This window comes from Exiguobacterium sp. s181 (assembly GCF_018617125.1).
In the GTDB taxonomy this organism is placed as follows: domain Bacteria; phylum Bacillota; class Bacilli; order Exiguobacteriales; family Exiguobacteriaceae; genus Exiguobacterium; species Exiguobacterium profundum.
In genome coordinates this window covers 103,784-125,815 of record NZ_JACSJM010000004.1, presented here as the reverse complement: position 1 = coordinate 125,815, position 22,032 = coordinate 103,784, and the positions used below count along the sequence as shown (strand labels likewise).

Here is a 22,032-nt window from a genome sequence, read left to right as displayed (position 1 = left end):
CGGGGGAACATCCTCTATAGTTCGAAAAAAGAGAAAGGGTGAGTTGGATGGGGAAAGTCATACCGAAACAAGAAGGTCTCGACCATAGTGTCGATTTTTTACGGGAAGGATATTTGTTTGTCGCGAATCGACGCAAAAGTTTTCAGTCGAATATCTTTGAGTCGCGCCTGCTCGGGGAGCGCGTGATTTGCCTTGGAGGCGAAGAGGCGGCAGAAGTGTTCTATGATGCAGACAAATTCAGGCGTCAGGATGCTGCTCCGAAACGTCTATTGAAAACCTTGTTTGGAGAAGATGGGGTCCAAACACTAGATGGTGCGGCACATACGCATCGAAAACATATGTTCATGTCATTGATGACAAAAGAAAATATAGATCGATTGCTCCGATTGACATATCGTGAGTGGAACCAGATTGAACGAATGGGAGAGGAAATCGTCTTATACGATATTGCACAAGAAGTGTTGATGAAGGCCGTGTGTGAATGGTCGGGAGTTCCACTTGCGAAAGAAGAAGTGGGGAAGCGCACTGAAGAGATGAGGTTATTATTTGAATCGGGTACGTCTCTTGGTCCGACGTATTTACAAGGTCGGAAGGCACGAAGTTCCGCTGAAGCCTGGATTCGTCAGATGGTAAAAGAAGTGCGGTCGAATCGATTATTGCCGAACGAACATACGGCGCTGTACGAATTTTCGTGGCACCGGGATGAATCCGGAGAGTTATTACCTGAAGACGTCGTGGCGGTCGAAGTATTGAACATTTTACGCCCGACTGTCGCAATCTCGGTGTATGTCCTCTTCACTGTCTTAGCTTTACATCAGTTCCCGGATGTAAAAGAGCAGGTAGAGCGGGGAGAGGTCTCGAAAACAGAATTTGTCCAGGAAGTGAGACGGTTTTATCCATTTTTCCCTGTAGCGGCAGCTCGTGTCAAAACCGATTTTGAATGGGACGGCTATGCATTTTCGGAAGGGACGCTGACGCTTCTTGATTTGTACGGTACGAATCATGACTCCTCTATTTGGACGGAGCCGGATCGATTCGATCCCTCTCGTTTTAAAGATTGGAACGAGAGTCCGTTTAACTTTATTCCGCAAGGTGGGGGAGATGTAGATTTTGGACATCGATGTGCCGGCGAACATGTGACCATTGCAATTCTTGCACAAGTCATTGAGTTGTTTACTAAGGAATACGCCTACACGGTCCCGCCTCAAGACTTAAGCTATAGTTTTGTAGACATGCCGAGTCTGCCGAAAAGTAAATTGCGATTGACTCATCTAACTCGAAATCAATAAAAAAGTCGCCTACTCGATGGGAGTAGGCGACTTTGAATTTACTTCGTTTGCAAATTTAGGTGTTTGGAGATGGGACGAATCGAGACCGATGAATCGATCATTCGATTATCCCGTTTCGGTTCATCGGTACATTCAATCTGCCAGTCGGTGTCATGAAGCTCTTTTAGTCCGACGGCGATGTCGTATAGGGAATAGTTCGCATTTCCGTTTAACTGATAGATGCCCGGTCCACGTTTAGTCAAAATTTCAAATAGCGCGTCTGCCGTGTCTACTAAAAATGAACATGATGGATACCAATGCTCACTCGCTTGGATGACCCCTCGTTGCTTCATCTCGTTCGTAAAATAGTCCATCATATTATTCGATCCGGCCTCATCCCCGATTTGCCATCCGAGACGAACGATTTGAGCACCAGGATTGGCGTTCATAATCGCACGTTCGCACTCACGCTTATACTTTCCATAGTCATCCTCGGCATCTGGTAGCGTATCTGGGGAAATCGGTCCGGTCACTTCATCTGAAAAAATTGAAACCGTGCTCGTGAACAGGAAAGGGATTTTCGCCTCACCACATAAACGAGCGAGCGTCTCGGCCCACTTCACCGCGCCCATACCGATATGTAAAAAGTAGTCCGGTCGGATGCGCTCGATGAATTCTCGCATTTCCTCTTCGTTTGTCGTGGACACTTGCTCGCGATTCCACGCAATCCCTTCAATTCCGTGGCGCTGCAACGTTTCGGCAACAACGGGTGCCACTGTACCGTTCATTCCTGTAAGAATAGCTTTCATTTCGATTCGCCCCTTTCACTCTATATGATGCCACAAAACGAGTGTGGACAAACAACCGATGTGCCGGGCTATGCTAGACTGGATGATGGAGGGATCAATCATGAATATTCGACAAGCAACCAAACAAGATAGTAAACAAATTGCACCACTCATGTATCAAGCGATCCATGAGATTGCGTACACGTTGACAGCATCAACGGGTACGTCTGAGGTATTAGAGCGACTGGCGATGTGGGTAGAGAAACCAAATAACCGCTTAAGTCACGAAAACATCTGGGTGGCGGATTTTGAAGGAGAAGTTGCCGGAATGATCATCTCGTATCGTGGGGATAAGGCAGAAGAATTGGATCGACCGATTCGAGAATGGTTGACGGCGCATGGAAGTGGAGAAGAGGTGGACGTTGAAACGGAAGGTTATGTCCAATACATTGATTCACTGGCTGTCGCAGAGGCGTATGGAGGTCGTGGAATCGGGACGAAGTTAATCGAACACGTTTGTCTCGTTGCGAAAGAACGCGGTGTGCCCGCCGTTACATTGAACGTGGATCAAGAAAATCCTGCGGCACATCGCTTATACACACGTCTCGGCTTCCATAAGGAAAACGAAATCAACATTTCTGGGGCGAGATTTGACTATATGATCAAAGAAATCAATTCGACTCCTTTCTCAGTCTAAAAGCGGATGCGCAAACTTCTTTTCTCGACTATACTAAGTGCTTGAGGAAAGATATACGTAAAGGAGATACATTATGGAGTGGAAGAACATTTGGCGAGGGATGGCCATGGGGACGAGTGATTTAATCCCTGGTGTAAGCGGTGGTACCATTGCAGTCATTTTAGGCATCTACGATCAACTCATCGAAGCGATTAGCGGCGTATTTAGCCGATATTGGAAAAAATATATCGGGTTCTTGATTCCATTGGCAATTGGAATGGGGACAGCCATTATCGCACTGAGTCGAGTTATTGAATACTTATTGCTGGAGTATTATGCACCGACACAATTTTTCTTTATCGGATTGATTTTAGGGATTATTCCACTTCTATTCGTGGAATTTAAATCACGCGCATCGATTCGTCCGGTCCATGTCATTGCCATGGTTGTCGCAACCATCCTTGTCGCGAGTATGGCATTTCTGAATCCGGTTGATTCGTCGATTATGACAGACGTGACGTTCGGGACGGCGCTTCTCTTATTCTTCTCCGGTTGGTTGGGCAGCATGGCGATGTTGCTTCCTGGAATTAGCGGTTCATTCGTCTTGTTGTTAATTGGTGTTTATCCGACCGTCATCAGCGCCATCTCAAACTTCAATCTGTTGATTATCGGGATTGTCGGTGCTGGAGTGGCCGTCGGGTTCGTTGTAAGTAGTAAAGTCATTCGTTACTTATTGGCGAATTTCCCGGGAATGACGTTCTCCGTCATTATCGGATTGGTCATCGGCTCACTCGCCGTCGTGTTTCCGGGTGTACCAGCTTCTGGAGTCATGTGGATACTCAGTATCGTCGCATTCATCGCGGGGGTCATCGTCGTCCGATTACTCAGCAAATATTCTGTCTAAATGAAAAAGGAGTCCAGCGATGAGCCGGATTCCTTTTTAATAGATGAAGGGGAAGAGGCGCTTGCGCGTCTTCGACCAGGATTGGTAAGACTGACCGAAATGGCGAATGAGCATACCTTCCTCGATTCGAATGCGGTACAGTAACGCAAGCGAGGTGAGACCCGCGCCAATCAGTGCGATCCCCCAATGAATAAAGTAGAGCGAGAATCCGAACGTAATCAATAACAACCCTGTGTAAAGAGGGTGGCGTAAGTAACGATACGGTCCCGAGCTGACGAGTTCGTCTTCCGGTCGGACGACGACATGTCGTGTGAATTGATGACGTAAATGTAAAATCCCCCAATAACGTAACGACACGCCGGCTATGTAAAAAGTAAGTCCGATGATTCGTTGAACTGTCGAAGGCTGTGATTCGAAAACAAGCGAAGAGATCATAGACAACACGAAGACGCCAATCATCGTCGTCGCTACAAAGTAAAAGCTCTTCCGCTCGACAGCCCCGTCTGTTGCCTCTTTTCGGTTACGAAATCGCCACGTCTCAACTAGCCAAAAAAATGATACGACGATTAATAGGACATCCATCCAATTCATCACGCACATCCTCCCTTTTAATTCATGTTTCATTACCCGACCTACGCATAAGAAAAACCAAATCCATCAGGACGATATTCGAAAAAAATTGTCAAAGTGACCAAAACAGGTTATCATCTAATGAGAATGATTATCATTTTTACGTATATAGAGAGGAAGGGTGCGACGATGAACGAGGAAGTATTCGACGTGACGATTATCGGTGGGGGACCGGCTGGATTGTATGCCGCTTTTTACAGCGGTTTACGAGGTATGAAGACGAAAATTATCGAATTTCAACCTTTTTTAGGCGGGAAAGTACATGTCTATCCAGAGAAAATGGTTTGGGATGTAGGTGGTCTCCTACCGACGACTGGGGCAAAACTGATCGACCAACTCGTCGAGCAAGGTCTCACCTTCTCTCCGACGGTCCTTCTTGGCGAGAAGGTGGAGTCGATCTCTAAGCGTTCAGACGATTTGTTCGGGATCGACACGACGAACGGTCATCACATTTCCAAAACCGTCATCGTTGCGACAGGAAGCGGGATCCTCAAACCGCATAAGGTTGAAGTGAGCGGGGCGGAGCGGTTCGAATTGTCGAACCTCCATTACACGGTTAAATCACTTGAACGCTTTAAAGGAAAGCGCGTCTTGATATCGGGTGGCGGCAATAGTGCAGTCGATTGGGCGAATGCGCTCGAGCCGATTGCAGAGCAGGTCGTGCTGACGTATCGAAAAGAAGAACTCAGTGGACATGAAGCACAAGTTGAAAAAATTAAACAGGGTCGAGTCGACTGTTGCCCACGATCAAAAGTGACGGATTTGATTTCTCACGATGGGAAATCGATTCAACAAGTTCTTTTGACTCATGTCGAAACAGGAGAGACGAGCGTAATCGAGGTCGATGAAGTGGTCATCAATCACGGATATGAACAAGACGCGGAGTTGCTTCGGAACAGCGAATTGCAGGTCGAGATGAAGGATGGGTTTTATGTGAAAGGGAATTCAGGTAGCGAGTCATCCATACCGGGATTGTACGCTGCCGGTGATATTCTCACGCATGAAGGGAAAGTACATCTCATCGCTGGAGCGTTTCAAGATGCTGCGAATGCGGTGAACCGGGCCAAAACATACATTGACCCGAATGCGAATGCTACCGCAATGGTGTCCTCTCATAATGAACGGTTAAAAGAGAAGAATCGTCAAATCATAGAAGAAACCATGATGAAGCAGTAAGAGGACCACTCTTACTGCTTTTCTCTAGGATAATCACAAAGCTCGGTAATCACACCGCCTGAATGACGCGGGTCCATGTAGATTAAGCGTCTACCTTTCACGGTCGTACGCAGCGTGTCTTCTAAAAAGGTGATGCCATTTTGTTTGTGAGCGGCCATCGCTTCGTCCAAATCGTCGACACGATAGGCGATATGATGAACACCCTTCCCTCGAGCTTTCATGAACCGGGCAATCGGACTCGTCTTACTAGTCGGACGCAACAATTCGATGACATCCTCTCCAATATGAATGACGGCCAATTCGGTCTCGACCCCGATGGCCGTGTTCGTATAGCGGTCCACGAGTTTTCCTCCTAAGACCGTCGTGTAAAATGTGATCGCCTCGTCTAAGTCTCGAACGGCAATCCCAGTATGATCGATATGCATGTACATTCCTCCTTCTGCTTCAGTTTGCCTAAAGTTGAACAAAATGTCACTTCACAACGTTTCAAGCCTATCCGATATAATAGGAGAGGGAGGGACAGCGAAATGAACGGAAAAATCACGATGGGTTTGGTGGGCACTTTCGCCTTTGTATCATTTGTGTTTGGACTCTCGCTTGCGACGTTTGTCGACTATCGCATCAATGAAGAACAGGTTGTCCTTGAACGATTAACGACCCATAAACAGATTGGTCCGACCGAGTTGCTGTCTACCGAGGTCGACTTTCATTTAAATGGGTCGAATTATGCGATTCGTTTTAAAGATGAACCAAATATTACGTATTGGTTCAATGTCGTCGATCGCAAAATTAAGTTCGATCGGATTGAATCGCTCGATTTGAGAGATACGGGGCTTCGGACAGAACTGTTTGAAGCGATGCCGCCTCTAGCGATGGAGTCGACTACTGCTACAGAATAAAAGACGTCGAATGAACAACTTTTTCCTTTGAGAAAGAGTTGGTTTGCTCGACGTCTTTTGATTGTTTAGGAATAAATCGGGGTCGGTGGTGCCTGTAGTATGTACGTATAACGACAAATACTCGAGATTTGGGCGCCGTGACGACGAAGTGTATAACTCAAATCAGGTTGCAAACTTGTTGCTGAAATATGTGCCTCTTCAATGTATCGGAACATGTAGAAAAATTTTTGTTGAAGGAATGAAATAGCTTCCCGCAATAAAGTCTCGTCACAGTCAACGTGCATCTCTTGTATTGAAATATGGTACATATGTAAGCGTACTTTCATGATTCCAATCACTTGTCGGTTCCACTTCACGGAATAGAACAATGTTTGCTGGCGAACTTCTCGTGCGAATTGTTCATCTGTCATCGAAATGGCACCCGGAAGGAGATGACAATGTTCATTTCGAAATGTGAGCCAATCTGCTCTTCTTGAATAGTCCACCAATTCGAGTGTCCAATTGGTATGGGTTGCTTTCTCGCAAGGGATGAATGGTAGATGATACGTTTTGGTTTGATGAAATACTTGAAACCCTGCTGCTTCATATATTCGATGCTTGTCTTGATTATGAGAATCCTCTTCCTGAAGATAGTACGTAATCGGGTACTTTGTTTCTCGACTTCGTACATAGATCAAACGATGAAGTAGTCCGCGAAAGACGTGACGATCACCATATGTGGCTTGAGAGAGGCGAATGGCATGATCCGTTTCAAGCTGTTCGTCGTTTGCGACGATTGAAGCGAGTGGGGTATCTCGATTGAGTGCGACGTAGACGTGATGATGCGAGGGAAGGGAGAGAAGCAAAGGGGCCTTGCTTAAAGGATATAGCGACTGAATGGAAATACGCTCATGTAACGGTAATTGCCTGCATTCTACAAAACGTAGCGCTCGTTTCACGAAGAATCCTTCTTTCTTTATCAAATGATAAGTACAAATAAATTGTAAGCGCTATCTTGTATCGTGGGGTGTGGCAGTATGATGAAAACTGACTCGAGAAAAAATCAATTACGTAAGAAAAAGGTTCGAGTAAAATAGAACATATCCGCCCAATACGATGAAATGGATTTCGTTTCATCGTTCATCTGTGAGATTCATCAAATGTCAGCGCAACGAACGGTTGAGACGTGCTATACTTAAACACAATGAAAACACGGAGTAGGAGTATATGATGAAATACATTTATCAACTGATTCTGGTTTCTGTGCTTTGGTTGACGGTAACACCGTCTGCAGCCATGGCCGAGACAGAACCGGTCGTCATTCATGAAAATATCATTGTCGAAGAAGATGTAGAAATTCATGAAGGATTTCAATCGCCGAATGAAATGGTGTATTTGTTCGTATTAATTGTGTTGTTATCTGTCATCGGACTTGGCATGATGAACACGATTGAATAACGTGAAAACGTTCACAAAAATGCAATAAGTGATTTGGTAACGGTTACAATCGTTCCCTTATACTTATATGTGTAGGAAGAAAGTTCTGCACCAACTTTCTGTCCTCCTTTTCAAATGAACACCCCTCGTTCATATCATGTATTGGAGTCAATCGATCCCATCGATTGACTCCCTTTTTTTAAAATCGGATTCGCTTTTCTTTAGCAATTCGTTTTAAGCGCTTCGTCTCACTAGTGTGTCCGTGACTCTCTAAAAAGTCGACATATACCCGAAATGGTTCGGAGCGATGAGAAAAGAATGGGATATATTCAGAGAACAATTTTTGTTCCGCTTCTTTCAAATTCCCTTCAGCGACGAGAAGGCGGAGTTCTAACATTTTAAGCGCTTGATAGTTTTCGAGCGCGGTATCCTCTGTTTGGGACTTCTCTAACATCCGATCGCAAAGTTTTAAGAGACGGGAGTGAAGGAGTTTTCTTGTATTGGCATGACTGTGTTCGATGGGTAGCGTTGAGAGTAAATCAATTCGTGTAGAATCAACATCTTTTGGCACGTAGAGTGCGGTGTATAGGGCGCGGTCAATCCAAACGGTATCAATCGGGGCATCGAGCTGATAGTAGTGAATGAGTTGCTTGAGCATGGTGACTTGTGAAATTTTTAAAAGGCGAAACGGGTCACTCGTAGAGAAGAGCGGTTCTTCGCCAGCTGATGTAGAGAGGAGGTAAAACATTTCTTCATACATCGTACGTGCTTCTGTGTATTCCTCGGCGTAATGTGCTAAATCGCGAATGATTTTTTTAGCATGAATGTACCAATTTTTTTGGTCGCGTTCTGACATGACTTGATTCGGACGAATGTACAAATGTTCGTACGCAGAATCAACAAACCGTTCAGCCAAGGTGATGGTTTGCGAGAGCGAATGTCGCTCTTCAGAATTTTTTTTCTCTTTATAGCGCGTGAATTGGCTGATCATAAAATCAAAATCTTGATCATCAATCACATCTTTAGGAGTATGACGGTACATTTCGACGAGCAAATCGCGTAACGTCGCCTCGCCATACTGCTCTAACAATACGCGTAACTTTCCGATGCGCATCAGCTCTCCTCCTTTCAGTCAAACTTTTCGTAGGCAATCTCGATTTGGGCAGAAACCAATTATCATTCCTTTCCCGCTTTTCATCTGAAACAACCATTCGCTCTCATGCTTAAGACGGATTTTCGTAAGAAACGTTGTCAGATGATGGCTGGTTCGGGATAATAGAGAAAAATTGATAAAGTTGAGGATCATAATGATGAAAGATGAACAACATTTATCGCGTGTCGAACGTAGAAAGCGCGAATTAGAACAACAAGAAATCGAATCGTCTCGTGTGGACCATGGTCAAGCGGACGATCCATCTATACATGCACAATCTGAACAACAGCGTGAACGAGTAACGCGCCAATCCGAACATCCCTTTTTAAATGAACAAACGAAAGAATCTCCAAGGACGAAAAATGGGACGGCAAAGTCAAGTCGGAAACGACTGCCCCGGGTTTCATTATTTTCGAAACGGAAATCATCTCGTCCAACATCCCGACAGACGACGAGACAATCGAAACCATCTACTCCCGCTAAACGAGAAATGGATCATGCGTCTAAACAACCAACGAAACGAAAGCGTAAATGGAAAGGGAAAGCTGTCCTTTTCCTACTTGCGATGCTACTCATTGTTGGATATTTTGCGACTGCTCCATTCACATTCCTCATTATGGGGAGCGATGCGCGGGTAGGGGAATCGTTGTCAGGATCTCGTACAGACTCCCTGCAGTTGATGGAGTTCGTACCACGTTCTGGGACTGTTCAGAACGTATCGATTCCACGTGATACGTATACAGCGATTCCATGTGAACCTGAACGGGAAGGTGACAAAATTACGCATGCGTTCGCGTTCGGCGGCGCAGAGTGTACGATTGGTGCCGTGGAAGGGCTAACCGATGCCTCAGTCGATGGACAAGTCGTCATCACGTTCGAATCGTTCATGGAATTGATTGATTTGATTGGTGGGGTGAATGTCACGGCGACGCATTCGTTTAGCGAGAAAGGGTTCAACCAGACGTATGAGTATACAGAAGGTGTTTCCTATGCAATGGATGGAGACATGGCCTTGGCGTATGCGAGACACCGTAAATCGGATACAGACGGAGCGCGTTCGAATCGTCAAACGGAGGTCATGACAGCTGTCGCTGAAAAGCTGGCAAGCCCTTCAGGTTGGACAAAAATTCCGGCGACGTACCGCTTCATGAAAGAAGAAATGGGACTTGAGATGAACGTCTTGCAAATGGCATCTGTCGGATTGACGATGATTTCGAATCCTGAGGTAAATAAGATGCAAGTCGAGGGTCAAGATGCTTATATCAATAACGTGTATTACTATGAACCGTTAGAAGAGAGCGTGCAGGCGATTCGAGACGCCCTTGATTTATCTGTCTGGGGTACTGTCAGATAATTTTAAGAAAAGGGTTTGATTCTGACTTGAAAGAGGAAATTTAAACAAATGAACTACTCTTTTGAGGAGGGAAATTTGAATGAAAGTTTTAGTCATTGGAGCAACAGGAAAGATCGGGAAACGTGTATTGAAAAGCCTGGCGAAAACCCATCAAGTGACCGCTTTAATTCGTTATCCTGAACTACAAGCAGAGTACGAGAAAATGGGTGCACACGTATTGACGGTTGATGTCGAGACAGAACTCGAGAAGAAAGTACATGAGGCGACAAGTGGACAAGATGCCGTTATTATCGCGGCAACTGCTGGCGCGGATGGTTCGAGCACTGAAATTGAACTGCTTGACCGAAACGTTGCGATGAATGCCATCGATGCCGCTAAGAAAGAACGGGTACGTCATGTTGTCTTACTCAGTGCCTATGGCGCTGATCAACCGAACGCTGCACCGAAAGAACTCTTTAACTTTCTGTCAGCTAACAATGCCGCTGACGAGTATATCGAACATAGCGGTTTGAACTATACGATCATTTGCCCAGTGACCATTGTTGATGAACCGAGTAAAGGTTCAATCGAAGCATCAGAGGACTTGAGTGATGCGGATGGTGCGACGATTTCCGAAACCGATGTCGCGACTGTCATCGCAGCGTCTCTCGACAACCGAGGTCTGTACGGTCGCCGAATCGAAATCAAGTCTGGTAGCACACCGATTAATGAAGCGCTCGACTTTGAAGGGCGTGGAGAGGTTGCGAACGGCGGAAGAACGACATTACGTCGACCACAACGATCATAATGAGTTGAGGAGAAGATGATATGGAACGGAAACTTTATAAAGACCCAAACAATAAAATGATTGCCGGTGTTTGTTCAGGGCTTGGAAACTATCTAGGGGTGGACGTCACCATTATGCGAGTCCTATTCGTGGCGATGGCGCTTCTCGGTGGCCCGGGACTCCTCATTTATATCATTCTGGCACTCATCATGAAAAAGCCGGTGTCAGAATATGAAGCCGAACAAGACGATCGCTTCTAAATCAAAAATCAATCCGACAAGACGTCGGATTGATTTTTTAGTTTTCCATATATAATGTATAACTCGCTTCGAACGTTTCGTTTGGTGGGAGGAGTTGGATCCCTTCTTTGTGTAGGAAATCTTTTCGATGGCCTTTATAATCCGCATGTCCGAACCAAGGTTCCAAACAGACGAACGGAGCGTCTTTCTGCGGCGGAGACCAGATGCCGAAATGCGTGAAAGAGGGACTCTCCATCACGATGGCTGCGCCGGTTGGTTGATGTCGGAGTGCAGCATACTCAATTTTCTCAAAAATGAGTGCATCGTCGTCAAATAACGACCGAGTGAGGGGGATATACTGACGTTCTCCGAGTGGTTGATACGCGCCTGTTAAATAAGGGCCCTCGAGCAAATAGCGATCGAGGGAGCGGATTTCGCCGAAATCGATCACGTAGTCTTCAAATGTCCCGCCCATGAACGGAATATTGAATGCAGGATGACCACCGATGCTAAACGGTAACGTCGTTTCGCCCGGGTTATGGACGCGATACGTCACAATCACTTCTTCGCCCACAAGTTGATAGGACACGGTCAGTGTGAATGGGAATGGATAGTGTTGACGTGATTCCGATGTATCGTTCAATGTGAAGCGGACCGACGTGGCAGTCGAAGATTCGATTTCGAACATCGCGTCCCGAGCGAATCCGTGTTGACTCATCGTATAGGTGTTTCCCTCATATACATATTGATCATCGAGCAATCGACCGACAATCGGGAAGAGGATCGGGGCTTGTCGTCCCCAATAGGTCGGGTCCCCTTGCCATAAGAGTTCAGTTCCGGATACTTTCCAACTCGTCATCTCAGCACCTTGTGCCTTTAAGGTTATCTGTATTTTCTCGTTTTGAAGTTGCACAATCCATACGCTCCTTTACGGGTTTATGATAAGTTAAGTGTAGAAATCTTAAGTAAAACAAACAAGGGGTAAATGATGCGCTTACAAAGAATTGGTATTGGAACGCTGATCCTTCTATTGATTGCTGGCCTCGCATATAAAGGCTACGAGGAATATATGATGACACAAAAGAAAGAAGAAGCGGTTCCGATCGTCCAAAATGAATCGGTATTAGGAGGACTTGAAGTGGGGCAACAAGCCCCGGACTTCACTTTGAATACGTTAGATGAGGAGAATTTGACCCTTTCTGAGTTCCAAGGACAGCCGGTCGTCATTAACTTCTGGGCCTCTTGGTGTCCGCCGTGCCGGGATGAGTTTCCTGAACTCGTATCGTTTGAAGAAGCGACAGGCATCCCAGTACTTGGTGTGAACGTCACCAAAAATGAGCGACGAGGAAAAGAGGACGTGGAGGCATTCCTAGATGAGTATCCCGTTGATTTTCCGATTTTGCTAGATGAAGAGGCCGCTGTCGAGCAACAATATCGAGTTGTCGCATTACCGACGACGTACGTTCTAGATGCAAAAGGGATCATCATGGCGAAAAAAACGGGTCCGGTAGACGAGGCATGGCTTCAGCAACAAATCGACGACATCTCAGAATGATTCAATCGAAAAAAAGCTGAACGAACTGCCCGGTTAGAGAGGGCAGACCGTTCAGCTTTTATAGTGTTGCTTGATCAATGCGTCAAAGTTAGGGGTCATATCTTCTTCAAGATAGTAATGATGGTTGTCTCGAATGATTGTATCACCAACACGTGCTTCGGATGGTAGGAATCGTCTAGGGATGAAACTTGAGCCGTTGTTCCATCTCAACACGGCATATTTTCCCTCGATTCGTACCAATGTACCGTACTTAATCATACCTCTTCCTCCTCGACGAGCAGCTTCTGTCTCTTTTTATCCTTACATCATGTATTCCCAAATTCCACAAAAGCTACACATCTTTACACGTGTCTGTCTAATCACTATAGGGACGTTGTATCAAAAAACGATAGAGGTTAAATGCGGGAAATGTGAAGAAAGTTTGAAGAAAACGCTTTCTTTTTTTGAAATGGTCTTTTATAATGAAACCACGGGGTGATTATGACGAAACTGTGAACAATGGGGGGATGGTCATGTTTTCTTCTGCAATGATTGGGTTACTCGCTCTGACGGGAGTAACGATCTATGGGGTTGACCGTATGTTCACGGTCCGCTCAGAACGCGTCACAAAGAAATAGGTCTACATAGGGGGAAATCGCAACGTCTTGGGGAGACGTTGCGATTTTTTTATATATCTTGTTGTCGAGACCGGCGATCGGTCTCTTTTTGTTCCACCATCTTTCGATTCCGTTCATGAACACGGTCAAAAAAGGCGTGCTTTGGCCATGCAGGAGACCAGTGGCGTTCTTCAGGGAGTGCCAAGATATACTCTTCCGCCGCACTCAATCGCTCAATCATGTGACTTCGGTTGTCGCACAAGTCACCGTGACCTGGTACGAACCAACGAATCTCATGTTCGTAGATGAGTGATTGTATGGTTTGTAGCGTATCAAGATAGGCGGTTGGGTCGTGTTCGATAAACGGTGGCTCGACATTAGACCCATAATCTCCACAAACGAGAAGATTCATGGATTCGATGAGAACCGACATATGTGTCGCGTCATGGCCCGGTGTAGAGAGGAAGGTCACGGGCACTGAACCGATTAAAAGCGTTTGATCGGGTTGGATGACCAGGTCGATGTCCGGTTTTTGAATCGGGTGATCAATATAATATTGTTCATAAAACTTGCGAATCTCATTTAATTGGTCAGATGAGTCGGCATCGACGAAAGCCTGTGAGGCAATCGTGGTGGCATCTGCAAAGCCGTAAGCTCCGATGATGTGGTCAAAATGATGATGTGTGAAGATGACATAAAGCGGCCGATTCCGACGGTGTAATTCGATGTCACGACGGATTGTCGCAATTTCTTCCGGGAGCCAGGTCGGGTCAATCAACAAAAGGGCATCTGGTGTATCGATGAGGGTCGATGTCGTTCGCATCAACGCGCTTTCGTATACGGTAAAAGATTGCAGCTTCGCTTGAATCAATGTAGTTCCTCCTTGTCTGTATGGATTCAATCACTCTTTTCCCCAAAACAATAGACGGAACAACAAAAAAGCAGAAAGTCGTGTGACTTTCTGCTTTTGCAAGGTCTCAACCGTGCAGTGTATGTGTGCGAGATCCTCTCGCGTATATGTCGATATTGGAGCGGGTGAAGAGAATCGAACTCTCGTCATCAGCTTGGAAGGCTGAGGTTTTACCATTAAACTACACCCGCATCAAAGAAAAAATATGGAGCGGGTGAAGGGAATCGAACCCTCGTCATCAGCTTGGAAGGCTGAGGTTTTACCATTAAACTACACCCGCGAAACGTATTAACTCTTAACGTTACTTTGATATAATAGCATATACGATGGAATTTGCAAACCCTTTTTTAAAAAACTTTTTAGGTTGCAGAATCCTATTCACAACGCAGATAATAGAAAAAAGGGGAGAAATGAAATATGAGTGAGCGAAAATCATATTTACGACTGATGGGTGAAGGGTTTCGAATGTTGAAACAATCGAAACAAACGAACACGACGGTGTCTCTCCGAAGTTGGACGTTTTCGATCCATCATGAACAAGAATGGCAGGTTGTGTTACGAACGAATCGAATCAAGTGGGTCGGATTACCAAGTATGACGTTTGAGATTCATCCGGATATGATTCAAATAGGAGATCTTCGAGTCACCCGTCACGCACAATCGAACGAAGTACGTTTGACAATCGATGAAGAATGGGGATTGGAAAATAAGGTTGTTTGTGACAACCTAGAATGGGAAACGTTCGTCGATGCGCTCAAACAAGTGAAGGGGGAGTAAGCGTGAGTGGAGAGAGGTTGTATCGGATGGAAGCCGAGGCTCGAGGGAGTGCTTGGCGTGCCCGGGTTCTAACAGGAATTCAACGATTTCGATTTTATAAAGGGGAATTGCTTGCACCGACAAACCGACCGTATGTCGTGCTGAGCATCTCGCAAGATGAAGGAGCCCTGCCAGATTTAATTGAGACCGATATGGGTATCCTCTTGATCCATGAGCGGGTGGGACCTATCTTTATGAATGTCTGTCCGTATGACGTTCAGCTCGTTCGTGTCGAGCTTCATACGAGTACCGGGAAAACCGATCGTTACTGTGCGCTGAACGTCCTCCGTCGCTTTGAAATCGAATACCTTGAACATTCGAACGAATATCGTCCGCTGAGTGCGGATCGACTCTATTTCCTATCCAATCAAACTGTCCGCATGAACTTATTTGGACATATGATCGCCCAAGACGTAAATAGCCAACGTCTATACGTGACCGAACGCTTGAAGTACGCGCTTCAAGCTAAAATGGTCACAGGGCTGGCATTCAAGCAAGTAAAGGAGAAAACAGCATGAAAGAGTACGAAATTGATGGGTGGTTCCGCCTGACGTATCCGGAACATTATGAATACAGCGAAGAGGAAGACTATGTGAGTTTTTACTCGACAGAAGCGGATGCGCAAGGGACGCTTCAAATCTCAATCTATGAATCAGAAGATTCGCAAGAACCAAAACAATCCGCTATGAGCGAATTGAATACGTTCTTAGGCGAATTCCCGATTGATGTGAAGATTGCTCCAAGTGTCACGACTGAAACGAGTGATATGACAACGGCCTACGCAAGTGGGATTGAAGATGGGATGCATTTAGATGTATGGTCCTTGACCGACGGGAAACGGCTTTTATTCTTAACTTATGTAGCCGATCAAGTGACCGATGAAAAGATGGAGATTGAATCGATCATCGATTCAATCGAGTGGACATAAAAGGAGACACGACGCCAACGAGGCGCGTGTCTCCTTTTGTTACTGATATTTTGGTACATCGAAGTTGAGTGTGTAAGCATCAAGTGATTGATAGATATTATAGATGCTTGTCGTTTGTTTTGCGGCCCATCCGATATCCGTTGCATATTGGTGCGTTCCTGGTGAAGAAGGATTGAAGCGCATCTTATACAGCGTATTTTGTTTATATGTCGGGTGATTGATATAGCTAGCCCCAATCCAGTAAGCTCCTCCGATAATCGCTTCTTTAGGAGAGAACCACTTTTGTTGGAAGGCGTATTTGGCGCCGTTTCCAAGAGGGTTGCTATCTGTTGCTTGAATACCGTACATATTATAGACGGTTGCGGCAACAGGACGTTCCGGATAAATCCGATTCCCACTCGAGTTGATTAATGCATTCCCATCTTTATCGACAGGAACTCCTTTTGCGAGAAGGGATGTACCATGTCCAGTTTCAAGGATGGCATGCGAGAGAAGATACACTTCGTTCACGCCATACATACTAGCCGCATCAACGAATGCCTGACCTTGTCCGCTGAGCGTTCCTTTTGATGTGAGGACCTTGTTCAATGTTGTCGCAGTTGTCCCGGCGCTCTTCGATAAATCTAAGAATTGATAGAATGATCGAGAGTTTGCATCAATCTGGCTAGGATCGACGTATGGGAGAAGATCATCAACTGATGCACGACGCCAAGTGTTATCAAAGACTCGGATATTGTGTCCGGCCGGTCGTTTATACGAAATCGTATAGTATGTGCCGGATTGACCTGTAATCGTAACGGTTTCACCAGTATTGATTTGACCGTACGCATGAGATGTTAAAATTGGACGGCTCAAAATGTTGGCGGTTCCGACGACTGAACTTGGTGTCACGTAACCGGTCATCGTGCCGTATTTTACTTTATACCAAACGGTTGACCCCGAAGTATAACGGTCAACGTATTGAATTGACGCACCATATGGAATGGTGACGAGCGAGGACGAGCTTGAAGAGGCTGTCATCTTCAAAGCGGTTCCTAACCCTGAGACAACAGTCATCTCAGATTTCACAATCTTTCCTGTCGATCCGTTGACACTTACCCAAGCACGAGGTAGGTAGGCTTCATCGTATCGATGTGCATCCGTTTGGGCGAATTGAGCCACTTGACGGTCTGCCATCTGACGAACTGTCATCGGATAACTCGTATACGAAACTTTTTTCGTGATGCCTGTCGCAGGTGGGGTCGTTGTGACAGGTACGACGTAATCGGTATGAATATAGTTGCCGCTATACGTCCCGCTCGTAAGAAGTGCCCATTTCGAACCGACAATCGGTTTGATGTTGACAATCGTTCCCGTACTTAACGTTCCGACTTTATTAGTCGTCGATGATGAATCAGGCGTAGAACGAACGTTGAGGGGCTCGTTCCCGTCTACATAGATGCGAACTTGGCGTTCTTCTTCATATTGTTCGTCTGACGGTGCTGTTTTCGAGAAGTAGTCCGCCGTCGCATAACCTGTGATCGGACCGTATTCGATTTTAAAGAATCGCTCCGTGAGACCAGGCTCCGACACTTGCTGAACTTTCGTACCGAACGGAATGATTGCAATCTTCACTTTTTCTGCATCCGAGCGGTTGTATAAAACGACGTCACGCGTTGTATAATAATCTGTTTTCACCACAACCTCTGGATCTTTCAATGAGAAGTGACTAGAACCCGCATATCCTGTTTTTCCGTCATAACGAATCTTGAACCAAGAGCTAGAAAGCCCGCTTTGCGAAAGTTGTTCTACTTTTGCACCGAATGGAATCGTCGCAACCTTTGTCGCTCCGGCTGCAGACGAACTATACATCGCAACATTTCGAATCGCAAAGTATGGTGTGATCGTCACTTCTTCAGGTGCCTTCGTAGAAAAATGGCGAGCGGCAGCGAAGCCGGTGACTCCATCATATTCAATTTTGAACCAAGAGTCCGATAAGTTGGCATCCGATACTTGGACGACTTTTGTCCCTTCTTGAATCGCGCGAAGACGAGCCGCTCCAGAAGCGGATGACTCATATAACACGAGGTCTCGAACGGCATAATAGGTTGTCTTGACGACGGCTTCAGGTTTTGATGTCGAGAAGTTACGCGCGGCCGCATAGCCGACCGTGTCCCCGTATTGCACCTTATACCAAGATGAACTCAATCCGTTCACGTATACACGCTTCACTTCTGCTCCGAGTGGGATTGTTGCAATTTTTGATGCACCAGTTCCTGAACCGTTGTAGAGCGCGACATTCTTCACTGCGTAATATGTCGTGACCGCTTCTGGAGCAAGCGGAGTCGGTGTAAAGTTACGTGCCGGTGCATAACCGACGAGGGAACCGTATTCGATTTTGTACCAAGATCCCGTCGTTCCTAAAGATTCTAAGTATGTGACTTTCGCACCTTCTGGAATCGTAGCGATTTTCGATGCGCCAGTACCTGTCTTGTCATATAGAACGGCTGTCGTAGACGCGTAAAATGTAGGGCTCGTTTCGGTAAAGTATCGTGCCGCCACATATCCTGTATATGTACCAAATTGTACTTTATACCAAGATCCTGTAGCACCATGTGTTGAGACATGCGTTACGAGTGATCCTTTTGGAATGACCGTTTCGATGGAAGCAGACGTTGACATCGAAGAACGAAGATTAACGTTCATTTCAGCTACATATAATGAAGCAGATGAAGTAGACGCCGTTGTCATAGATGAGCCGATCGTCAAATACGTAGAAGAAACGTATCGTTTTTGACCTTCGAAGTTGATTTGTGCCCATTCATCGTTGACGGCGTATACGTCTACCGTCGTTCCTTCTGTTAACTTGCCAACGATTGAAGACGATGTCGATGATTCAGACCGTACATTTAAAATGGGTGTGTTGACTGTTCCTTCGGATGTTGCTGCGTATGATTGGAGAGGCGCAAGGGTGCTCAGAATCGTACCTGAGACGATGGTGGCAACCCCCAATCGTGAGAGTGTCGATTTCAATATGTTACCCCTTTCGGATGAAAAAACGTGATTAAAAGTGATTGCGGTCTAAGTATAACGTACTTAAAAATTGGAAAGAAGAAGCAGAATTTCAAAAAAGGTAAATGCTTAAAATATTTTTTCTAAAATCAGGTAAATGAAAAATCCCCTTATAAAAGGGGATTGAGTAAATTAATGGATTCTATTTTGCTTCATCCAAGTAAGAATATCTGACCACACTTGTTCACGGTGCGCTTCGCGAAGAATTTCATGTCGGGCATTGTCGTATGTGACGACTGCGAGTTCGACATCCGCATTTCGATACTTCTTAATGATTCCGTTCAATCCTTCACCATCATGCGTGACAGGATCGTCCACTCCGGCAACGAACAGAACTGGAAGGGACTTCGGATGTTCATGAATCCGTGCAGCCGTGGTGACATCTAAGGAAGCACGTGTCACTTCATGTAAAAAACCGAGGGAAGGCAGACCGCCACAGTTTGGGTCGGCGAGATAGGAGTCGACTTCGTCTGGAACACTTGAGAGCCAGTCACTATCCGTTCGAGCAGGTAAAAACTTAAGGTTGTAACGTCCGAACAAGAGGCGTTCAAAGAAATGTGATTGATGGGTGGCACCTTTCCGTTTCATGACGGTAGCGATTAAACGATGTCCCACTTCACCTGCGACCCCAGGATGTGGGGGCGGGGCGACGACAATCAATCCAGCCAAGGCATGCCCCATGATTTGACCGAGTCGACGAGCAAGCAGGGAACCGAAACTGTGACCTAACACATAAGTAGGGCGCCCATCCTCGTAACGGTCGATTAGATATCGAGCATCCTCGACAAGTTGCTGAAAGCCATCGCCAGGAGCAAGGTGTCCATAAGACTGTTGATCATGAGCGCTTGTACCTGCACCACGCAAGTCACACACAAATACGTCATAGCCATTATCTGCCATAAACTGTGCAAACTCAATATATCTTTCGTGATGTTCGAGCATCCCATGAAACATGAATATTTTTCCAATCGATTGCTCTGCCTGAACGTGCATGACTTCTGTTTGATACCCGTCAGGATACGTCAACTGTGATACGATCATGTGTCATCCCCCTATTAGAAAAGGCCGATTGCTTTTCCAGATTCGTCAATTCCCATATTGAGAGCCGCTGGATGTTTCGGTAACCCTGGCATCGTTAACATGTTGCCAGTTAAGGCGACAAGGAATCCTGCTCCCACTGAAGGTTTTAATTCGCGAACGGTGATGGTGAATCCTTGTTGATAACCGAATTTTGAAGGGTCGTCTGAGAGGGAGAACGGTGTCTTCGCCATACAAATGGGAAGGTCCGACCAGCCGTTCGCCTGCACATCTTTCATTTGCTTTTGTGCTTTGGTGGTGAACACGACGTCTGCAGCACCGTATACTTCTCTCGCAATGGTTTTAATCTTTTGTTCAATTGAATCGGTCAACTCATATAGAGGCGTCAGTTTACTTTCGTTCGACTCGACGGCGTCAATGACTGCTTCGGCCAATTGTCGCCCCCCAAGCCCGCCGTTTGCCCACACTTCGCTGAGCGAAGCACGAATACCGTGTGCCGCACACCAATCAAGAACGGTTGCAAGTTCCTCTTCTGTATCTGAATTGAAACGGTTCAATGCGACGACCGTAGGCAGACCGAGTTTTTTCATCGTATGGATATGTTTGGCGAGTAATTTTAATCCTTCGCCGACTGCACCGACATTCTCGATGTGAAGTTGATCTTTTGAAACGCCACCGTGCATTTTTAGAGCACGAACGGTTGCAACGAGTACGACCGCATCCGGATTCAAATCACCGACTCGAGATTTGATATGACAGAACTTTTCTGCCCCGAGGTCGGCACCGAACCCAGCTTCTGTCACCACATACTCCCCAAGCTTTAATGCAGTCTTCGTTGCGATCAATGAGTTGCATCCGTGCGCGATGTTTGCGAACGGTCCGCCGTGAACGAGTGCAGGCGTTTGTTCGAGCGTTTGGACGAGGTTCGGTTTAAAGGCTTCCTTCAACAGTAACGTCGCCGCCCCGGCCGCCCCGATTTGTTCTGCCGTGATTGGTTCTTTTTGATGGTCATAGGCGACTACGATTCGCTTGATGCGTTCTTCGAGGTCGTCCAATGAATCGGCCAGACAGAGAATCGCCATGATTTCCGAAGCGACGGTAATATCAAATCCGTCCTCACGAGGGACTCCGTGAGCAGGACCACCGAGACCGACCGTGACATGACGAAGTGCGCGGTCGTTTAAGTCAAGGACACGCTTCCAGACGATATGTCGGACATCGATCCCAAGGTCGTTTCCTTGATGCAAGTGATTGTCGATCATGGCACTGATCGTATTATGGGCCGATGTGATCGCATGCATATCACCTGTGAAGTGGAGGTTGATGTCTTCCATCGGAAGAACTTGACTGAAGCCACCACCAGCAGCGCCACCTTTTAGACCCATCGTCGGACCGAGTGAAGGTTCGCGCAGACAGACGATTGCTTGTTTATCCAACTGGTTCAACGCTTGTCCGAGACCGACTGTTACCGTTGATTTTCCTTCACCAGCTGGTGTCGGATTGATCGCTGTGACGAGAACGAGTTTTCCGTCTTCCTGCGTTTTCACACGTTCGAGGACATCGTAAGAAAGTTTCGCTTTATATTTCCCGTAAAGATCTAGATCATCTTCATCTAATCCGATTTTTGCTGCGATGTCCTTAATCGGCAAAGTTTTAGCTTGTTGGGCAATCGTAAGGTCAGATAGTGGTTTCGTCGTTGTCATTCAAAAAGCCCCTCCGTTTGTCGAACGATATCTTTTTAATCTCTAAAAATCATTCGGGTATTTCGGACTAAAATATGAATCAAGGCAAAACATATTCAATCCGTTCGTAATATCATTGATTTTATCATAACTCATCACGCCTTCAAACTCATTCATTCCGTTCAAT

24 protein-coding genes and 2 tRNA genes are annotated in these 22,032 nt (G+C 46.1%); 13 read left to right on the top strand and 13 right to left on the bottom strand.

Going from position 1 to position 22,032, the window contains the following annotated elements:
• The first annotated feature begins 47 nt into the window (after nucleotides 1-47).
• Nucleotides 48-1,289 (top strand): cytochrome P450, encoded by a 1,242-nt coding sequence (locus KNO70_RS13600; RefSeq protein WP_214685529.1) that lies wholly within the window; start codon nucleotides 48-50, stop codon nucleotides 1,287-1,289.
• A gap of 38 nt (nucleotides 1,290-1,327) precedes the next feature.
• Here KNO70_RS13600 and KNO70_RS13595 read toward each other — a convergent pair whose 3' ends face one another.
• Complete coding sequence (locus KNO70_RS13595; protein WP_214812723.1) at nucleotides 1,328-2,077, bottom strand: sugar nucleotide-binding protein; 750 nt, start codon at nucleotides 2,075-2,077, stop codon at nucleotides 1,328-1,330.
• A gap of 100 nt (nucleotides 2,078-2,177) precedes the next feature.
• Here KNO70_RS13595 and KNO70_RS13590 point away from each other — a divergent pair, with 100 nt between their 5' ends.
• Complete coding sequence (locus KNO70_RS13590; protein ID WP_214812722.1) at nucleotides 2,178-2,753, top strand: GNAT family N-acetyltransferase; 576 nt, start codon at nucleotides 2,178-2,180, stop codon at nucleotides 2,751-2,753.
• Between the two features lie 73 nt (nucleotides 2,754-2,826).
• A complete protein-coding gene (locus KNO70_RS13585; RefSeq protein ID WP_214689126.1) occupies nucleotides 2,827-3,636 on the top strand; it encodes a DUF368 domain-containing protein in 810 nt (269 codons plus the stop codon).
• A gap of 36 nt (nucleotides 3,637-3,672) precedes the next feature.
• On the opposite strand, the gene KNO70_RS13580 is transcribed toward KNO70_RS13585, so the two are convergent.
• Nucleotides 3,673-4,227: a methyltransferase family protein gene (locus KNO70_RS13580; protein WP_074037776.1), complete on the bottom strand. Its 555-nt coding sequence runs from the start codon at nucleotides 4,225-4,227 to the stop codon at nucleotides 3,673-3,675.
• A gap of 168 nt (nucleotides 4,228-4,395) precedes the next feature.
• Between KNO70_RS13580 and KNO70_RS13575 the strand changes: the two genes are divergently transcribed.
• A complete protein-coding gene (locus tag KNO70_RS13575; RefSeq protein ID WP_074037775.1) occupies nucleotides 4,396-5,442 on the top strand; it encodes an NAD(P)/FAD-dependent oxidoreductase in 1,047 nt (348 codons plus the stop codon).
• Between the two features lie 11 nt (nucleotides 5,443-5,453).
• On the opposite strand, the gene KNO70_RS13570 is transcribed toward KNO70_RS13575, so the two are convergent.
• The gene (locus tag KNO70_RS13570) at nucleotides 5,454-5,867 is read right to left on the bottom strand and encodes a VOC family protein (protein ID WP_078146311.1); all 414 of its coding nucleotides are present in this window, start codon (nucleotides 5,865-5,867) and stop codon (nucleotides 5,454-5,456) included.
• 102 nt (nucleotides 5,868-5,969) lie between these two features.
• Here KNO70_RS13570 and KNO70_RS13565 point away from each other — a divergent pair, with 102 nt between their 5' ends.
• Entirely contained in the window at nucleotides 5,970-6,341 is a 372-nt protein-coding gene (locus tag KNO70_RS13565) for a hypothetical protein (protein WP_214812721.1), read from the top strand.
• Nucleotides 6,342-6,406: 65 nt separating this feature from the next.
• Here the strand turns inward: KNO70_RS13565 and KNO70_RS13560 are convergent, their stop codons facing one another.
• Nucleotides 6,407-7,279: a hypothetical protein gene (locus KNO70_RS13560; protein WP_214685535.1), complete on the bottom strand. Its 873-nt coding sequence runs from the start codon at nucleotides 7,277-7,279 to the stop codon at nucleotides 6,407-6,409.
• A 271-nt stretch (nucleotides 7,280-7,550) separates the two neighbouring features.
• Here KNO70_RS13560 and KNO70_RS13555 point away from each other — a divergent pair, with 271 nt between their 5' ends.
• Complete coding sequence (locus KNO70_RS13555; protein ID WP_031421006.1) at nucleotides 7,551-7,778, top strand: hypothetical protein; 228 nt, start codon at nucleotides 7,551-7,553, stop codon at nucleotides 7,776-7,778.
• Nucleotides 7,779-7,956: 178 nt separating this feature from the next.
• On the opposite strand, the gene KNO70_RS13550 is transcribed toward KNO70_RS13555, so the two are convergent.
• Nucleotides 7,957-8,871, bottom strand: coding sequence for a hypothetical protein (locus KNO70_RS13550; protein WP_078146313.1), 915 nt, complete (start codon nucleotides 8,869-8,871; stop codon nucleotides 7,957-7,959).
• Between the two features lie 196 nt (nucleotides 8,872-9,067).
• Between KNO70_RS13550 and KNO70_RS13545 the strand changes: the two genes are divergently transcribed.
• From KNO70_RS13545 to KNO70_RS13535, 3 genes are all read left to right on the top strand, one after another.
• On the top strand, nucleotides 9,068-10,264 hold the full coding sequence (locus tag KNO70_RS13545; protein ID WP_251030125.1) for an LCP family protein: 1,197 nt from the start codon (nucleotides 9,068-9,070) through the stop codon (nucleotides 10,262-10,264).
• 79 nt (nucleotides 10,265-10,343) lie between these two features.
• Nucleotides 10,344-11,051, top strand: a complete 708-nt coding sequence (locus tag KNO70_RS13540; protein WP_074037770.1) for an SDR family oxidoreductase — start codon at nucleotides 10,344-10,346, stop codon at nucleotides 11,049-11,051.
• A 20-nt stretch (nucleotides 11,052-11,071) separates the two neighbouring features.
• The gene (locus KNO70_RS13535) at nucleotides 11,072-11,290 is read left to right on the top strand and encodes a PspC domain-containing protein (RefSeq protein WP_074037769.1); all 219 of its coding nucleotides are present in this window, start codon (nucleotides 11,072-11,074) and stop codon (nucleotides 11,288-11,290) included.
• 37 nt (nucleotides 11,291-11,327) lie between these two features.
• Here KNO70_RS13535 and KNO70_RS13530 read toward each other — a convergent pair whose 3' ends face one another.
• Entirely contained in the window at nucleotides 11,328-12,182 is an 855-nt protein-coding gene (locus KNO70_RS13530) for an aldose 1-epimerase family protein (protein ID WP_078146315.1), read from the bottom strand.
• A gap of 75 nt (nucleotides 12,183-12,257) precedes the next feature.
• Between KNO70_RS13530 and KNO70_RS13525 the strand changes: the two genes are divergently transcribed.
• Nucleotides 12,258-12,824: a TlpA family protein disulfide reductase gene (locus KNO70_RS13525; RefSeq protein ID WP_240499783.1), complete on the top strand. Its 567-nt coding sequence runs from the start codon at nucleotides 12,258-12,260 to the stop codon at nucleotides 12,822-12,824.
• Nucleotides 12,825-12,875: 51 nt separating this feature from the next.
• On the opposite strand, the gene KNO70_RS13520 is transcribed toward KNO70_RS13525, so the two are convergent.
• The 4 genes from KNO70_RS13520 to KNO70_RS13505 form a co-directional block, all read right to left on the bottom strand.
• The gene (locus KNO70_RS13520) at nucleotides 12,876-13,082 is read right to left on the bottom strand and encodes a DUF3006 domain-containing protein (protein WP_015880796.1); all 207 of its coding nucleotides are present in this window, start codon (nucleotides 13,080-13,082) and stop codon (nucleotides 12,876-12,878) included.
• A gap of 408 nt (nucleotides 13,083-13,490) precedes the next feature.
• Nucleotides 13,491-14,291 (bottom strand): MBL fold metallo-hydrolase, encoded by an 801-nt coding sequence (locus tag KNO70_RS13515; protein ID WP_078146317.1) that lies wholly within the window; start codon nucleotides 14,289-14,291, stop codon nucleotides 13,491-13,493.
• 156 nt (nucleotides 14,292-14,447) lie between these two features.
• Nucleotides 14,448-14,521: transfer RNA gene (locus KNO70_RS13510), tRNA-Gly, on the bottom strand.
• A gap of 15 nt (nucleotides 14,522-14,536) precedes the next feature.
• Nucleotides 14,537-14,610 (bottom strand) — tRNA-Gly (locus tag KNO70_RS13505).
• A 137-nt stretch (nucleotides 14,611-14,747) separates the two neighbouring features.
• On the opposite strand from KNO70_RS13505, the gene KNO70_RS13500 reads away from it, so the two are divergent.
• The 3 genes from KNO70_RS13500 to KNO70_RS13490 are packed head-to-tail and all read left to right on the top strand — an operon-like array spanning nucleotide 14,748 to nucleotide 16,074.
• The gene (locus KNO70_RS13500; RefSeq protein ID WP_031421018.1) at nucleotides 14,748-15,107 is read left to right on the top strand and encodes a hypothetical protein; all 360 of its coding nucleotides are present in this window, start codon (nucleotides 14,748-14,750) and stop codon (nucleotides 15,105-15,107) included.
• 2 nt (nucleotides 15,108-15,109) lie between these two features.
• Entirely contained in the window at nucleotides 15,110-15,664 is a 555-nt protein-coding gene (locus KNO70_RS13495) for a hypothetical protein (RefSeq protein ID WP_148209495.1), read from the top strand.
• The gene (locus tag KNO70_RS13490) at nucleotides 15,661-16,074 is read left to right on the top strand and encodes a DUF3805 domain-containing protein (RefSeq protein ID WP_074037765.1); all 414 of its coding nucleotides are present in this window, start codon (nucleotides 15,661-15,663) and stop codon (nucleotides 16,072-16,074) included. Before KNO70_RS13495 ends, KNO70_RS13490 begins: the two co-directional genes overlap by 4 nt.
• Before the next feature lie 39 nt (nucleotides 16,075-16,113).
• Here KNO70_RS13490 and KNO70_RS13485 read toward each other — a convergent pair whose 3' ends face one another.
• From KNO70_RS13485 to KNO70_RS13475, 3 genes are all read right to left on the bottom strand, one after another.
• A complete protein-coding gene (locus KNO70_RS13485) occupies nucleotides 16,114-19,086 on the bottom strand; it encodes an SH3 domain-containing protein (protein ID WP_214812720.1) in 2,973 nt (990 codons plus the stop codon).
• 171 nt (nucleotides 19,087-19,257) lie between these two features.
• The gene (locus KNO70_RS13480) at nucleotides 19,258-20,166 is read right to left on the bottom strand and encodes an alpha/beta fold hydrolase (protein WP_078146319.1); all 909 of its coding nucleotides are present in this window, start codon (nucleotides 20,164-20,166) and stop codon (nucleotides 19,258-19,260) included.
• Between the two features lie 14 nt (nucleotides 20,167-20,180).
• Nucleotides 20,181-21,866 carry a formate--tetrahydrofolate ligase gene (locus tag KNO70_RS13475; RefSeq protein ID WP_214812719.1) on the bottom strand — a complete coding sequence of 562 codons (1,686 nt, stop codon included), beginning with the start codon at nucleotides 21,864-21,866 and terminating at the stop codon, nucleotides 20,181-20,183.
• Nucleotides 21,867-22,032 lie beyond the last annotated feature (166 nt).

Coding starts and splice junctions, on each gene's coding strand:
- KNO70_RS13595 (WP_214812723.1), bottom strand. CDS start 2,077: ATGAAAGCTATTCTTACAGGAATGAACGGTACAGTGGCACCCGTTGTT.
- KNO70_RS13540 (WP_074037770.1), top strand. CDS start 10,344: ATGAAAGTTTTAGTCATTGGAGCAACAGGAAAGATCGGGAAACGTGTA.
- KNO70_RS13520 (WP_015880796.1), bottom strand. CDS start 13,082: ATGATTAAGTACGGTACATTGGTACGAATCGAGGGAAAATATGCCGTG.
- KNO70_RS13535 (WP_074037769.1), top strand. CDS start 11,072: ATGGAACGGAAACTTTATAAAGACCCAAACAATAAAATGATTGCCGGT.
- KNO70_RS13480 (WP_078146319.1), bottom strand. CDS start 20,166: ATGATCGTATCACAGTTGACGTATCCTGACGGGTATCAAACAGAAGTC.
- KNO70_RS13500 (WP_031421018.1), top strand. CDS start 14,748: ATGAGTGAGCGAAAATCATATTTACGACTGATGGGTGAAGGGTTTCGA.
- KNO70_RS13600 (WP_214685529.1), top strand. CDS start 48: ATGGGGAAAGTCATACCGAAACAAGAAGGTCTCGACCATAGTGTCGAT.
- KNO70_RS13570 (WP_078146311.1), bottom strand. CDS start 5,867: ATGCATATCGATCATACTGGGATTGCCGTTCGAGACTTAGACGAGGCG.
- KNO70_RS13580 (WP_074037776.1), bottom strand. CDS start 4,227: ATGAATTGGATGGATGTCCTATTAATCGTCGTATCATTTTTTTGGCTA.
- KNO70_RS13555 (WP_031421006.1), top strand. CDS start 7,551: ATGAAATACATTTATCAACTGATTCTGGTTTCTGTGCTTTGGTTGACG.
- KNO70_RS13545 (WP_251030125.1), top strand. CDS start 9,068: ATGAAAGATGAACAACATTTATCGCGTGTCGAACGTAGAAAGCGCGAA.
- KNO70_RS13490 (WP_074037765.1), top strand. CDS start 15,661: ATGAAAGAGTACGAAATTGATGGGTGGTTCCGCCTGACGTATCCGGAA.
- KNO70_RS13525 (WP_240499783.1), top strand. CDS start 12,258: ATGCGCTTACAAAGAATTGGTATTGGAACGCTGATCCTTCTATTGATT.
- KNO70_RS13575 (WP_074037775.1), top strand. CDS start 4,396: ATGAACGAGGAAGTATTCGACGTGACGATTATCGGTGGGGGACCGGCT.
- KNO70_RS13550 (WP_078146313.1), bottom strand. CDS start 8,871: ATGCGCATCGGAAAGTTACGCGTATTGTTAGAGCAGTATGGCGAGGCG.
- KNO70_RS13590 (WP_214812722.1), top strand. CDS start 2,178: ATGAATATTCGACAAGCAACCAAACAAGATAGTAAACAAATTGCACCA.
- KNO70_RS13475 (WP_214812719.1), bottom strand. CDS start 21,866: ATGACAACGACGAAACCACTATCTGACCTTACGATTGCCCAACAAGCT.
- KNO70_RS13585 (WP_214689126.1), top strand. CDS start 2,827: ATGGAGTGGAAGAACATTTGGCGAGGGATGGCCATGGGGACGAGTGAT.
- KNO70_RS13565 (WP_214812721.1), top strand. CDS start 5,970: ATGAACGGAAAAATCACGATGGGTTTGGTGGGCACTTTCGCCTTTGTA.